Below are 16,060 nucleotides of genomic sequence, written 5' to 3' on the forward strand. Positions count from 1 at the left end.
GTATTAAACCATTTTATCTAAGCATAATCTTCTTTAACCTTTCAAATAGTAACTCCTCTCCTGGATTTTCGTTATTGTTTTTTATTTCATTCAAAAAATAAATAAAATCTTCATCTACTAATGGGATAACCATACCTCTTTGGTCATGATATGTATCTGCACATCTAGCTAAGAATCTCTCCATATCTTCAATAGACCTACAAACCAATAGACCAAATTTCCCTCTATTTGGAGAAAAACGTCCTGACAATTGGTCTAATTCGGGATTTGCTATCTCAGAGGAATAATTTTTACATTCTACAAAAATAAACTGACTTGGTATATCCTTTGACGCATGTAATTGATTAAAAAATCCATTTTCGGCAGCATTATCAAAACTTATGTCTATTCTTTTCCGCCCTTGATGGATCTCTTGTTCAATAGTAGGACGTGTCAAATTAGGATAAAATATAAACTCCATAATCCCTAGAATATGTCTATGATAATCACCAGCAAACTTTGCTCCCCTAGGAATTCGTTTCAATCTATCGATTAATAACTCCACGAACTTATTAATATCATAATCACCATCCTTTTGAAGCTCATCATGAGTTAAAGGACGCATCTCCTTTCTGGTTGAACTTCGAAATTCTTCAAATACTCCTGGATTATTCTTGGTAAACTCCCTTAAATACTCTTTTCTAAAAGTATTTTCAGCTTTTGCTATATCTCTCTTTGTCACCCAAATTTTTTCATTACCATTCTTTAGAGTTTTTCTTTGAACAAGTGACGAATTTATACGAATATGTTCGTGTTGCAAAAAGTTTAGAACAAAATGCTGGCAATATCTTTCAGGTGTATACTTATAAGAATATGTAACAATACTTTTTGGCACTAATATTATTTTTCTATCCTCTATAATTAGCATATCTGTATGTTCATTATCCCATTTTCGCAGTGTAGAATTCCAATAATAACCTGAAGGGACATTCTCCGTTAATGTAATACCGTGTAGTTTACATTGAGATTGTGTATATTTAATTAAATGCTCCCTAATAACATTTGTAGTTAAATCAGAAATTTTATCTTTACCAATATTATCCACAAAAACAGTCATATCCTCCAAATGGCTAACAAGCCCCTCCTCTATTGCTTGACTTTGTATTATATTATCAAATATTTCGGTCGCCTCATCTGCCCCAACACCTCTGCCTCTTGGTTTACCTTCTGATACCCCAAAGCATGTTTCGTTAGGTTCACTTAAATTTACAAATAACTTTCTAGCATCACTTTTTCTATCCGCTCTATACAACTCAATTACTTGATGAAAAAAACTTTGAATTGTACGATGAGCATCTATCGACCACAGATCATTCCTTAATGATAAAAAATATGGATCAAGAAATAAGGGTAAATCTTCATTAATATTAATATCTACAAAATCTAACTCTCTCTGACTTTTCTCCAGATTAAAGATTTCGCTAATCTTCAAAATACAACACCCACTTCACCCTGAATTTTCCTACAATTGATTCTACCACAATATTACAAAAAATCATTCACATAGTTATAGATACTCTGCTTTAGAAAAGTATCATAAAAACTACTTACATCCATTTGAGAATTTAAAGATACTAAAACGCCCCCACAATATGAGAGCGTTTGTTAATTTTCGTATAAAACAATAAATACATTGTAACCTCTTCATTAATTTTCTTACTATTCTTTAGTATTATCTCTCAGAACATATTCTACCGCTATAGCATCTAGTGTCTTCCCATGAATTAAAAAACCAACACTATTAAAGACTACAATCTCATATCTATTATTAGTTTCGCTAAATCGTACTTGACCCGTAGCGGAGAATATTAAATTTCTATGTTCATATAAATATCTCTCTATATAATGAAACATACCAGAATAACGCTTATTTGCAGCAAAAAATGCCTCTTCAAACTTAATATCTACTTGTACATTATTTTTCTCAACTTCTATTACTACATTATTATTACCATTAATCTGTATCCTTTTTAACTGACCTGTGACTGTTCTTGTGTCCCCTAAATCTTTCTCTTTTAATGCATCTGCACTTTTTTTATATAATCTAATTCCACTAGTGACTAGGTTCTCATTAATCTCATCAGGATTAGATACTATCCTTTGAACAGGTATTGTTTTTTTACTCTCGTTTATTTTCTCTCTCTCTTTCTTTCTTCTTCTCCTTTCTTTATCTCTTTCTCTGTTTCTCCTCTTTTGTTCTTCTGACATCATTTCAAATAAAAATGCGTCCTTAAGAGATTTTTTTATTCTTTCATCACTTACAACACCAGTAACCTGCCCCTCATTCCTTCTCCCCTCACGAGCATTCACTTTTTCAAAATAAAAGAGACATGTTTCTATATGCGGACTATCCCTCCATGTTCTAAAGTGGTCGCCATTATTTTCTTTATGAACATAAGTTAGCTTAGCAGAGCAATTTTCAGTTGTGCAATACAATTTCTCTCTATACTTATTAACATAATTACCAGGATTAACACTTTCAATGTAGATCAATTCTTGTGTATCTTTTTCTTTGTAAATTGCTTCATAAATACTTACCATATAAACCACCCTTCATCTTTATCATTAGAAATTGTAAAGTATAATATTCTAATGTATTTATATATTACTACAAACTCCTTATTTTTGTTACTATAGCCCAAAAATTCTATTTATTTTCATTAGAAATGCAAGTGGTAATTACTTAACAAAAATTTTAAGATAAAGTGTTTATGTAAAAAAGTTTATTTTTAAGGAAAACTACTACTAACAAATCCTCCCTAAAGATCTAAAAAAATTAAATTTTAAAAATTCTATACCTACAAATTTTGCTGGAACAATACAAAAAATATAAATATGAATAGTTTTAATTTCATGTTAAAAAAGGTAGAACCTTATGTAGTATAATTTAACAAAACATTGAAAGTAAAACACACTCCTATATTATTCTCTTAGTTAAAAGGGTAGTTCTCTAATACTACCCTTTTAACTAAAATATCAAAATATATGTTCAACCGATTTCCTAATGCTTCTTCCTAATTTTTAGTTTAATTTCACTAGAGTATTCATAAAGAATTCCTTGCTCTTCAGACACAAAATAAAATCTATTACATTAATAATATGTACATCCTCATCAATTATTTACATAACCCTAATATATCAATAGTTAATTTAGACAAAGGCTTGTTCAACAAATCTTTGTCATTTCCCATAACTCCAAATAAAAAAAGATTAAAATCCTCCTCCGAAAGCTTTATGTTTAATAACTGTTCAGTCATCTCTTTATAAGCTGGAGAATATGCGTTGCTTTTATATAAGAGTTCTTGTACATAATCTTTGTGAGATTGATATACTTCTTTTAACTTAAACATTTCTAAATGTCCTTGAATCTCATCATTATCTTCATAGGCACTATTTAACTCCAGGACTAATTCAAAATCATTAGTATTCCCAATTAAAGAATTTATATTATATGTAGGGGTTGGTTTTACTTTAAAAGTAACTTGATCTTCAAAACCCTTCTCATATAAATATAATATTTTAAGTTTTCTCGCCTTTTTAAACCTACTATTACATATAGAACACGCTGGGATAAAGTTAAATAATGTTAATGAATATAATTGAAATGCAACTTTTGGATAAAAATGATCTAGATCACTTGTGGAACGCAGATTTCTATTTTTATTGTAGGTAGTAATATATTGTCTATTACAATAAGGACAAACTCTAATATCTGATGAGCACAAAATATAATGTCTCATCTCCTCTGTTAAATAATTATAATCTATCATTTTTCCAATTGATTGATTAAGTCTATCTAATTTACATTTAATATGAGTGATCAGTTTTTTATAATTTTTCCATGTTTTTTTATAATGTATATGTTCTGTATGTTTTATATCTGATTCGATCCACGAATTATTTAAACTTATTATATTGTCTTCTCTTACTTTTGCTAAATGTTCACGTAAGATTTTCTGCTTCTTTATCTTCCATTTTAAATAAACTTCATCATAAAATGTTAATACGGCTGTTTTATAATAAAACTCTAGTTGGGGATATAATTGCTTGTATCTATCAGAAAAAGGATCAATTAAAATTGTTTTAATCAACTCTTCATTTAACTCACCATTACTATCCTCAAACAAATTTACAACAGGTTCATTGGTAAAAGGATTAATATCATTTTCTATTTTTAAGATCCTATACTTTTCTTGTATAATTGGCATCATTTGTTGAATATATTCTTCTGACAAGTCTATAATTTTTTGCGGATCAATTTTTATCATTGTTCCCCCCCCTTAAGGCGAGATAACTCTTCTTCTAATTCTTTAATACGTGCATTTTTTTCATCATCCGACATGATCTCTCTTATCTTTTGCTTAACAATTGCATTTAATTTATTCTGAATAAATTTATCATCAATTATATTTATAAATGACTGTATTTCTTTTACGACCTCTTCATTATAATTTGATAAAATATTTATCCTCTCCAAAACCTTATTAATCTCCCTTGTCGCAAATTCACCTATTGAGGAATTTAGAAAAAAGTCATCTTTTATAATGTCATATAAATTGCTTCCAAAACCAAAATTCGCTTTTTCAGTAATACGAGTATATGCCCCATCTTGTTCAAGTAGTTTTATACATGTGATATTATTTTTTGGAATATCAGAAACAATAAATGGAGAATGCGTACTTATAATAACTTGATATTTAATATGTTGACCTTTTTTCACTTGATTTAAAAAGGTAGTCAAATAATAAATATATTTTCGTGCCCACTCCGGATGAAAAGATTCTTCAGGCTCATCTAGACATATGATTATATTTCTAACACTTGGATTCTCGGATAAAGCTAGTGCTTTATATAAAGAAGAAAAGTGATTAACAAAGAGCATTTCTCCTCTACTCATGTTTGAATAATAGACATGAATAACTCTTTGCAGATCATTTTTCATATCTTCATCTCTTGGAGAATACGAATCATATACTGCAAGTAACATTCCTATATTTTCATCAAAACCACTATTAATTGGAATTTTTATTTCATCGTGCGAAATAAAGTATTCATCTTTTATAACTTGCAAATGATTTATAAAATCCATTAATGCTTGTGCATAGTAGGTTTCTTCCCCATCAAGGTACTTTTCAGAAAGAGCATCACATATTTGTCTTAATATCAAATATAAATATTTTAATAAATCTTCAAAGGATTGCTCTTGTGGCAAACCTTTAAACTTTACAGCATCTATTGTTTGCTTTAATTTATTAACCTTTTCCTGTTCTACATTATCTTTATTAATTCCATTAATCCATGCATCCACAATATAATTTTCTAATAAGGTGATAATAAACTTTTCTTTTTTACTAAAAAGAATAGGTTCTTCTTTACTCTTTAAAAATGGAAAAATCTCTTGAGATAACTTTGAAGTAATTAATGGTTGCCCGTGATAAAGTAATCTTAATTTGTTTATATCTTTTTTTGATAAATCTATCCCTCCATATAAATCACCTTTATCTATTATGCAAAAGACATTCTGAGCGGTAAATTGTTTTGTCTCTAGCATTTCATATTCTTTAGTCAAAAAATGATATATGTTACCAAATCTTGCTTGCGAAATTTTAACTCGTTTGAAACCAACATAACGATCTAATGAATAATCCTGTTTTGCAGTTTTTAACCAGTGTAATCCTTTTGAATCATTACTATACATAAATATTAATGTATCATTAAGAAACGCTTCATGATTATTTTCAATATTACCTGCTTCAAACTGGATATAATTTTTAAAGTGTAGTGTTTTTTCATGAAAGGAATATCTACAAACAAAAGAATATTCATGAGATGGTGTTATTTTCTCTTTCAATAGTAGATTAGCCCCCGCACCCTCTACAACAAATTTATCATCTTCAACATGGTAAATAGCAAACCATTCAGAAAACCTGTTTTCATGAAAACTATTAACCAAACCTTCTCCATATTTATTAAATAGATGTCTACGATTAATATTTGTTTCAGCAATTAAATCTAATACTGTTGATTTTCCTGCTCCATTTTTCCCAACTATTAAATCAATACTATTAATCTTTTTTCCCCATAGGTCAAAAGCCTTTTCTTTATTTTTTTCTATATTTAGCTTATGAGTTTCTGGTTCATACTTTACTATAAACTCATCCGTAAAATTAAAGTCAAAATTACGAAAACCTCGATTTATATCTTTTATATATAGATAAATAAGTTTTGTATTCATTCGATTCTTCTCCTTACATAATATATTAAACGTATAAAAAACTCATGAAAAAGAACACTGAATAATCAGTGTCTCATATAATATAACAATTTAATTTTCAATAATTAACCCTGCATTTTTTAGTATTAAGTCTCTTTTCAATTGTAATACAACATATAAACCCTTATTTTTAAGCTTTAAATTTGCACTATCATCTAAAGTGATTAATCCTCCATTTATCACTTTAAATACAACTAATTGATATTTATTTGTTTTTTTACTATTCATTTATTTGGAGAATCTTATTCAGTTCTTTAATTGTGTCACCTCTACTTTCTAGCGATACACCATATACCTTCATCTTTTTCTCTTTATTTACATGTAAATACCAAGATTGAATATGTTCATTGTAGTCTATTTCAAGTTCTAATTGCTTTGGATACAACAAAATTGCTGTTTTCGCACTTTCATATCGCGTTAAGTATGCATACATTTGAAATAAATCTTCTCGTTTCACTCCGGAACGATTTCCACTCGTTAATGTTTTCCACTTTGTATCAATAATAATTTGTGCATTACCGTTATCAACAACAATATCTGGTTTTAGCTGAAAAATATCATTACCATTGTGTTCATTTACAAGTAATTTATATTCTTTATGCTGCTGGTATACAGCATGCTTAGTTACTTGTTTTACTAAAGCTGTTATGTATTTTTCAAACAAATCATTCATCTCAAAGAGAAATGAAAATGAGTTATTATTTTTCACACTAAAACTCGCTGTAACGTTCATTAGAAACTGTTTCGCTAACAATAAAGGTGTTTCAAACCTTTTATTTATCCGATCTAAGTTTATTCTCGTTAACTGTTTTTTTGAGAATTTCCTTAGCTGTATCCCATCTAACATATGATTTATTTGCTTTAGGATTTTTTGAGTCTCTATATCTTTAATATTTTTCAATAGTAATTGGTTAGCAGCTACAAATACTTGGTTAATCTCGTGATTAATAGTTCTTTCTTCATATTCACAATATGCCATATACTTCTTATTTCGGCTCAAGTTTTCTTTAATATGCTTTTGAACAATAAGAGAACCTTTTAACATCATTAAATTGTTCTCTACTTGTTGATACTCCATCATAATACCTTTGATCAGCTCTTTAAATAAATGGGATGCATAAATTCGTCCAAAGATTTCAAGTAAAGATCCATCTATTAATTGTAACTGGGATAAAGTCGAGGTCTTAACATTCAAATAGCCGCAATCATTTAGCATCCCAATTAACACCTTACGCATTTGATTATAATCATTATGTAATGCTACCTTGGGTAAGATTTCTATAGAAAACGTTGAACATTGAATAAACCCAACATAATTTATAAACTTAATACTCTTATTTCCCCAGCTTATATACTCACTTTTAAGCTTTTGGGTTTCAATAAACTTAGCCAGTTCATCTGCTTGTGATGGTGTAATTGTCTTGTTATCCCCTGCATTCTCATTAATCCCTATAACGTCATGACATTCCGTTAATACAATGTTCTTCATTAACTATTTTGCCCTTTATAAATATTCATCAATGCCTGCTTATTTGGCTGAGGAACAATTGAATATTTAACTTGCTCTTCCAAGTAATGATTATTTAACACGGTAAAAATATCCGCTGGCTTTATTTTTTCTTTTTTCAAGAAATAACAAGAACTATCGTCACTGGCTGCTCCACCTAAGATCATCTCGATCTTTTCCCAATCATCATAAAAATACTCTTGTAATAAAGGAATAACCTTTTTCTTCATAATATTTATTAATTTTCTTTCTGATAAATCATCATACAGGAAGAAAGCATGTCCAATTGTGTGATCTCTATCATATAAATACTCTATTCTTTGATTAATGGTATACACTAGTTTTTTTACATTTATGCCATCAATATCTTCTGGTAATAGAGAGACATTCGGTACCATTTCAATAAACTCAAAACGTCTTCTAAGAGCAGTATCCATCAATGTAATAGAACGATCTGCCGTATTCATTGTCCCAATTAAATACAAATTCGAAGGTACTCCAAACTTTTTACGAGAATACGGTAACTTTACAAATATCTCATTTTCCCTTCCTATTCTTTTATCATCTTCTATTAATGTAATAAGCTCACCAAAAACACGCGAAATATTGCCCCTATTAATTTCATCCATAATTAATACATAGTTTTTCATCTTCGTTTCTTGAGCGATTTCAACTGTACTAATCAGTTCTTGAAGTGCCTCTAAATTCAAATTTTCTTTACGAATATTATAAAGGGATTGCATAGTAAACTCCCCATTAATCAAAATCTCTTCAACAGGAACTAACTTACCTTTATATAGCCACTCTACTGATCTAAAGTGGTGATAGCGTATTCCTGTATTCTCTTTGTATTCATATTCTCCTGTAATACGTCCAACTGCACGAATATATGAGTTCCCATATGATATTACAACAATATCACCAATTTCTACCGAGTGTTTAAAACGATTAATATTATTTAAAACTGTAGATTTTTTATCTTTCCCTTTATAATCTTTTTCAACTAATTCTTTGATATCATCTTTTGTGTTACATTTTGAAAAATTTAAATCATCTCCAAAACCAATTGAAACTAATTTATTATCAATACAAAATTTATAAATATCAGTATCAAGGTCTTTTTTACCTAAAGACATTTTGTAAAAGTTTGTTTCCTCTTCATCAAACTCATAAGCCGGGTTAATAATTTTATTACTATCCATTGCTTCTTTACAAATATCTAAAAATATACCATTAGTTGGCCTGAAGTTTCCCTCTGCGTCACTACGTAAGCCTTCTACAAAATCCTCATATGAATATGATTGATGGAATGTACAAAATTGAATTTGCTTCTCCTCAGTATATTGCTGGTATGCACCCATCCACTCTTTACGATCAGCATTTTTTCCTATTAACTGCTGATGTAACTCCGGATCAACTATTTCCAACGCTTTTCGAACAACTGAATAAGTTTTCCCGGTTCCGGGCGGACCATACAAAATTTGATTTTTAGGTAAATTCATATGTACCACATCCTTTTGATTTTCTGTGTTATTAAAATCAAAACCAATTTTCTTCTTTATATCTGTAAGTAAACTATCACTATTATCTTCTTTTTCAATTAGTCTTGTACTTACACCTTCTTGAAGTTTTCCATCTAGCTCCTGAAAAATCTCTTCTTCTATTTCAACTTTAACAAATTCTTTAGCACGCCATGTTCTCAAGTTTTCAATGAGTTTCTTTCCATTTAAACCAGCTTTATTACACTCTTCCACAATTTTATGTACTGACTGTTTACTAGGCATTTCCCGATAAGTTAGTCGCTCACTGACACCAGCTTCCTTATATGACAAATCTACCGACATATTATCCAACCTAAAAACACTTTCTGAATTATCATTTTTAATAAAAATAGTACCTTTTTTAATAAAAGCTCTTTGGAAGTGAATCTCATCATGATCTAATAAACGCTTAATTATCTTTCCCATTTCAATAGCTTGCTCTAACTCTATTTTATTTTCGGTAGAAAATTCCTTCCCCATATATGTATCTAATTGTTTCATCTCTTTGAGGAATTCAAAAGGAAGCATAAATGATTTATCCATAGTATTACGACCATGTGTATATCGATACCCCATAACAGGTCGGTTATATACCTCTTTTATAATTCCTTTATGCGTAATCATTGGTGCTCCTGTAATCTTTCCCTTTAATATGGGGTCTTTTATATCATTTTTAACCTTTGTCCCTACAACAATATAAACTGCATCCCCAATATTTTCTTCCATTTGTTCATATTCATTACCTTTTTGTTGATACTTCGTCTTTTTTGCAAGCGCTCGGGGCCAATAAAAAGTACCTGCCTTTATAAATGCTGCAAATTCTTCGACTGTGTTAGAAAAAAAGGAAAATACTCTTTCCACTTAAACCTCTCCCTATTGCTTATATTTCCAAAATATATCATAACATTTATTCCTAATATATTAATGCAATTAACAAAAAGTATGCTTCCCCTAGACCTTTTTATTAACAATTTAAAAAGGAGATTAATAGCAATAAACCATTTACATTCAATCTTATTATGATGGTTATCTTATATTAAAGAATGAATACAACTAACCATCGCTAAGAAAAGGTACTAATTTAATATCTTTCCAAGAACCATTGATTATTTATATAATGTATTTAACAAATACAAATAAAGGATTGTAGTTATGAGTAAACCAGAAAAAATAATTGAAGCATGGTGGAACTTGGAAACATTAACACCAGGACAAATTCAAACGAAATATTTAAAAGAGCCTATAGCAAAAAAATATTTAAAAAAAGAAAGTTATGTAAAAAAGTTTTCACTATTCAAAGATGCGGAAACAATAGAGTTTCCACAAATTTGGCAGCAACTTGAATTAAAAACAGAGCAAATTCAGAAACGCTTTGGTTTTTATGGCAATGTATATTACGAACATGAATTAACCCATTATCAACGCTATTTACACAAAGTGAAAGAAGAGATTATTAATCCCTCTTTTACAATCTGTTTTAGCTATTATGTAGAATTTGATAAAGATGGTAAATACATTGATGAATCACTTTTCATCCCCTATTTACAGCTCTATATTAAATTAATGGAAGAGCATGGTGGGTTACAGGATGTAGACTTTATGCAATTGTATAATGAACATAAATACCTTTTAAATACACAAGCAAATGCAATTAATGGCGGTCTCTTCAATGATCAATGGTTAGATGAATTCAACAAACAGTTCAAACAATTTTTTGGAACTTTACCACGTTCAGAAATTTATGTATTAGAGTGTATCTTAAAACAAGAACAAGATGAAGAAAATATGAAGTTTAATAGCTTCTTTACAGAGGACTTACTGTACGCGAAAAATGATTTAAACGAAACACTAGCAACATTTCTAACACCTGCAACAAACCGGCAAGATATTAATGAAAACCGTGAATATATCGAATATATTCTACATCCAGATCGCCTTCCCTTAGGAAGATGGCCTTCGCCAATTAAGCATCGATTATCATTAATGCAACAGGTAGCTGTAAATGAATTTTTCGTATCAAATACTCCTGTCAGTTCGGTAAATGGTCCACCAGGTACAGGCAAAACAACACTATTACAAGATATATTTGCAGAAATTGTTGTAAAAAAAGCAGATGCAATGACTCGATTTAGAGACAACGTTAATGACATGATAAAGAAAACAAGCCTTAAAGAAAAAATTCCACATCTATTTAAAGAAAATGAAGAAGTAGAGCGTTTTATTTATGAAATTGCACCATCCATTACAAAACATGCAATAGTTGTTGCATCAAGTAATAATGGCGCAGTTGAAAATATTTCAAAAGAATTACCTCAACAAAAGAAAGTTGATGGATGCTTTTTAGAAGAATTAATGACTTATCAATATGCCCCAAAAACCGCAAAAAAAATGATTAGTCAGGATAGCTGGGGACTATTTTCAGTAGCACTTGGTAACAGTTCTAATATTAAAAAGGCAGCACAACAATTACTAAATCGTAAATTCAGTGTAATGACTGAATGGAATAAATCAAAAGCAGCTCGTGATGAAGCAAAAGAAAATTGGAAAACAATTTGTGATGAATTCATTCAATTAAAAAATGAGGTAGAAGCAGAGAAATATGCCATCTTACAAATGATGGCAGGACGTAAAGAAGCAGATGAAACACTACTACAGTCGACAGATGACTTTTGGAACGTTTCAAATTACGAAAAACGTCAGCAAAGTGTATTATTTCAAACAGATAATTTAAACATTAAGCGCTCAAAATTATTTATAAAGGCAATTCATGTATTAAATCACTTTATTCTCATTCATGGTGAAAAATTACGTGCGGCATTATCTATATTAGAAAAGAAAAACACATTAGATTTAAACCAAAAGGAATCGATTGAAAAGCTTCATATAATGTGGCATACTGTCCACTGTTTCTTCCCTGTTGTGAGTACAACTTTTGCAAGCTTTGCATCGATGTATCGCGGTATTGACAAAGACTTTATACCCTATTTAATGATTGATGAAGCTGGTCAAGCTGTACCCTCACAAGCAGTCGGAGCTTTATGGCGCTCTCAGAAAGTAATGGTTGTAGGTGATCCACTGCAAATCGAGCCTGTGGTTACAACAGACAATACAATGTTAGAAGATCTACGTAAAATTTATAACCTTGAGGAAGACATATTAGGCATCAAGTGTTCTGTTCAAACTGTAGCAGATCGCAGCAATTATAAAGGTTCTTTTGTCCAAGATAATCGATGGATTGGTATGCCACTTTGGGTACATCGTCGCTGCTTAGAGCCTATGTTTTCAATGGCCAATGAATTAGCTTACGGTGGAAAAATGGTATTAGGAAACGAAGGAATAGGAAAAAGTGAGTGGTATGATGTTAAAGGGAAAGTAAGTACTCAACAATTTGTTAAAGAACAAGCAGTAGAGCTCGAACAAAAATTAGAAGTGTATTGGAAACAAAGGATTCAATACCAGCTATTAATGAAAATGTGGGAACTTGCTGGAAACGAACCAGCAATGGTATTAAAAGAATTGTTTTATGAACACTTTATGGCACAGCCAGAAAATTCAACAGAGCTAGACGCACTATCTCTCCAAGAATTATTCAAACAATTTATTTCGTACAGCCCACAGCTACGCTTGGAAGAATTTGAAAACCTTTTAACATTAATTGCAGATAAAAAATTAAAACCACCTTCCATCTACATTATTACGCCTTTTACGGCTGTTAAAAACGAAACAATAAAATTCTTAAAAAGAAAAGACAATTGTTGGACGCTACTACTAAACACATTAAAACGAGAATTACGTCATGATGGTATTGATGAAGCTGCCGAAGCATATCGAAAACTATTAATAAATATTGCACAACAAGAAAATGATTGGTATAAAGATTGGGTAAGTGACAATATTGGAACCGTTCATACATTTCAAGGGAAAGAAGCAGAAGTGGTTTTCTTCATTACAGGTACAGATTATACGAAGAAAACCGCTGCAGAATGGGCGTGTAAGGAACCCAATATTTTAAATGTTGCAATCACACGCGCTAAGAAAGAATTTTATATAATTGGAGACCTCCAATTATTAAAAGAATATCTAAATTATCAGATCATATTAAATAACCAATTAAATACGTAAACATTCAATATATGCAAACACATGCCGAATAAAATACATTTCATATTACTTGAAATAGTAATATAAATAAATTCTCTAAAATCAAAAAGATTCAATTCAAAACTAAACTTACAAATAACAATAAAGGATACGAACAAAATTCGTATCCTTTATTATTTCAGAAACTGATAAGACTATTAAAAAGCTTTTTGAGATATTAGATACAATTTAGAAATTTATCTCTTTATATTCCCTCTTCTCTTTCTACATTAACCTACACATTAAAAATTATGCTACCAACTGATCTTGTCTTGGGTTATATTCCTAGTCCCAGGGTAACAATTTAAACTATTTATAACACATTAAGTCTTCAATAAAGTATATCTTTTTCCCTTCCTTGTATTTTCCGCCCACAAATTAGAGAACATAATCGTTTTAATATGTGTTATTTTTTAATAATATCTATATCATTTACTTTTTTAAACTCAATAACTGCGGTTTCTATGTTGGCACTGTACTGATTAAGGTACTCATGTGCCTTATTTAGAGCTTCAGGATCGTTTGTTTCTTTAAACAAACTAATAGCTTTTGCTGCTAATACAAGGTAACGCGTAGCTATTTCCAAATCTGTATGGGCGGAATTGTATTCATCAGGTATTTTCATCTTTTTGATTTCTCTTTGTGATTCTTCTAGATTTTTTACAGTGTCCTGAATATTAAGTATATCTGTTAATATAGTATTTGCTTCTTCTTTCGAATACACTACATTACCCTTTTCATAGTAGTTAAAGGAGTTTTCAATAGCTTTTTGAAATTGTATAGCATCATGTTGGAAGCCTTCAACATTAGATACAATTTGTTCTTCATACGATTCTTTTGATATAGGTACGCAACCTTTAGTTAGCCAAATTAATACAAAAATACAAATTACACTTCCAAACATTTGTGAGATAGTAGCGTCTCCGTTACGAATCCCTGATATTATAACCCATCCAAAAACAAGTATTAGCAGAATACCGACAATTAGTCCTAAATTCAATTTGAATTACCACCCTTTTGAAATGAATTTTGTTAAAATTATATATTTATATATAATCTTATTATAATTAAAAAAATAGATAGTTCAATGTTCTTACTAAACATAGTTTGTAACGACTCTCAATTCAACGCAAGGGGAGTATTATACGGAGAATATTTTAGAAATGGCATCAAACCGCTGAGAAATTAGAAGCTACCGTTCTTGCAGGAATTGAATACTTTGAACAAGGCCAGCATGCCAAAGCAGGTACATACTTCTATAAAGCAATGCAAGCTAAGAAAAAAGCCGATGCGAAAGGAGCTTTAAAATGAAAAAGCTAATTAAATTGATGAGTATTGCTGCTGCTCTAATGTTTACATTGGGAATTACATCTCAAACAGGTAGTCACGTAATAAAAATCGTTCAAAGTATGATGGCAGACGGAGACCACGGTGGTTGATGTCCTTTGACCCGGAATTCAGTTCCAGGTCTTTTTTTATTGATACAAGATATAAGTCGTCAGTTTAAACTATATTGTTGATAAGATATGATTATAAATAAGATAAGAACAGCTAATAATGTAAACTACTCTCAAAAGCTACAAGATACATTAAAAAGCATTTAGGTATTACTGAAAACAATAAAACATTTAAAAGAGATGAATTATCTTCATCCCTTTTTGTCTATCTCCATAAAAAAATCAAAAATTATTTATAGGAAATGATTATTGGTTTTTCCTTCCTATTCAAAAGCCTTCTTAATAACCCCAAAAGTAGCTATTAATGATCCCCCCAACAAAATTATCCCCAAAAGAAAATAAATGATAAAAATTGCATAATACACATACAAATTAGAATTTATCGGCAAATAAGGGAACAAAAAAGTTGTGAGTAAAAAAGTTAACGTAACGAGCATCAGTGTCAAATAGTTCAAATAAAAGTTTTTATTTTCCGTTCTAGATTCATGATTTTGAAAAGACATACAAGCAATAGAAATTGCAATTAAGCCTATAATTGTACTTATTCCTAATTTTGCTGTTTCCTGAAGCATTTCTGTTAACATTTTCATATTTCCTATGGTATTACATATTACAATAATCACTGTAATAATTGCTAAAGCAACGACTAATCGAGTAATAGATCGAATGTCTTTACGGATTTTTCTCATATATGATAGCCTCCTTCTATACAAGAATAAAAGAAAACTACATAAAAAATCAATAAAACTAAATATTAAGTTATATATAAAATGATCCTCTAGAACGTTTCTAGTCTTCATCATAGGGTCTATACTTATCACGTAATTTTTCTAATTCTTTCTTCTCTCCAATATCTTCACAAAGAAATAAACTCACTCGTTCCATTTTCTTAAATGGCACAAGTTTACCACCTTTAATCATTCTGCTAATTCTCGCTTTACTAATGCCTAGAACACCCATTACATCTGCTGTCGTTAATACTTAATTATGTAAAAGAGTAATTTCTTTTTATCCTCAAACTTGTACACTTTATTCACCTCTCTTTTCTTTAAAAATCCCATAAAGTCTTAATGACATATTTATACTATAAATGACTAAAAGA

The 16,060-nt window shown here is 30.0% G+C and carries 10 protein-coding genes and 1 pseudogene; 2 read left to right on the forward strand and 9 right to left on the reverse strand.

The annotated features are described in order from the left end of the window. Positions 1-13 precede the first annotated feature (13 nt). From ACUN13_RS22675 to ACUN13_RS22700, 6 genes are all read right to left on the reverse strand, one after another. Positions 14-1,471, reverse strand: a complete 1,458-nt coding sequence (locus tag ACUN13_RS22675) for a hypothetical protein (RefSeq protein ID WP_445423970.1) — start codon at positions 1,469-1,471, stop codon at positions 14-16. A 227-nt stretch (positions 1,472-1,698) separates the two neighbouring features. Next, complete coding sequence (locus ACUN13_RS22680; RefSeq protein WP_098615673.1) at positions 1,699-2,580, reverse strand: hypothetical protein; 882 nt, start codon at positions 2,578-2,580, stop codon at positions 1,699-1,701. Between the two features lie 575 nt (positions 2,581-3,155). Continuing rightward, positions 3,156-4,307, reverse strand: coding sequence for a hypothetical protein (locus ACUN13_RS22685; protein WP_445423971.1), 1,152 nt, complete (start codon positions 4,305-4,307; stop codon positions 3,156-3,158). Continuing rightward, the gene (locus tag ACUN13_RS22690) at positions 4,304-6,274 is read right to left on the reverse strand and encodes an AAA family ATPase (protein WP_445423972.1); all 1,971 of its coding nucleotides are present in this window, start codon (positions 6,272-6,274) and stop codon (positions 4,304-4,306) included. Before ACUN13_RS22690 ends, ACUN13_RS22685 begins: the two co-directional genes overlap by 4 nt. Before the next feature lie 259 nt (positions 6,275-6,533). Continuing rightward, positions 6,534-7,802 carry an McrC family protein gene (locus ACUN13_RS22695; protein WP_445423973.1) on the reverse strand — a complete coding sequence of 423 codons (1,269 nt, stop codon included), beginning with the start codon at positions 7,800-7,802 and terminating at the stop codon, positions 6,534-6,536. Then, positions 7,802-10,087 (reverse strand): AAA family ATPase, encoded by a 2,286-nt coding sequence (locus ACUN13_RS22700; RefSeq protein ID WP_445423974.1) that lies wholly within the window; start codon positions 10,085-10,087, stop codon positions 7,802-7,804. Before ACUN13_RS22700 ends, ACUN13_RS22695 begins: the two co-directional genes overlap by 1 nt. 426 nt (positions 10,088-10,513) lie before the next feature. Between ACUN13_RS22700 and ACUN13_RS22705 the strand changes: the two genes are divergently transcribed. Further along, positions 10,514-13,483 carry an AAA domain-containing protein gene (locus tag ACUN13_RS22705; RefSeq protein WP_445423975.1) on the forward strand — a complete coding sequence of 990 codons (2,970 nt, stop codon included), beginning with the start codon at positions 10,514-10,516 and terminating at the stop codon, positions 13,481-13,483. A 424-nt stretch (positions 13,484-13,907) separates the two neighbouring features. Here ACUN13_RS22705 and ACUN13_RS22710 read toward each other — a convergent pair whose 3' ends face one another. Further along, positions 13,908-14,501, reverse strand: a complete 594-nt coding sequence (locus ACUN13_RS22710) for a hypothetical protein (protein WP_445423976.1) — start codon at positions 14,499-14,501, stop codon at positions 13,908-13,910. A 307-nt stretch (positions 14,502-14,808) separates the two neighbouring features. On the opposite strand from ACUN13_RS22710, the gene ACUN13_RS22715 reads away from it, so the two are divergent. Next, entirely contained in the window at positions 14,809-14,940 is a 132-nt protein-coding gene (locus ACUN13_RS22715) for a hypothetical protein (RefSeq protein ID WP_445423977.1), read from the forward strand. 281 nt (positions 14,941-15,221) lie between these two features. Here the strand turns inward: ACUN13_RS22715 and ACUN13_RS22720 are convergent, their stop codons facing one another. Next, positions 15,222-15,647, reverse strand: a complete 426-nt coding sequence (locus ACUN13_RS22720) for a hypothetical protein (protein WP_086419630.1) — start codon at positions 15,645-15,647, stop codon at positions 15,222-15,224. Positions 15,648-15,747: 100 nt separating this feature from the next. Further along, positions 15,748-16,019 (reverse strand): annotated as a pseudogene (locus tag ACUN13_RS22725) (helix-turn-helix domain-containing protein). Positions 16,020-16,060: the final 41 nt, after the last annotated feature.

The organism is Bacillus cereus group sp. Bce041 (assembly GCF_052646455.1).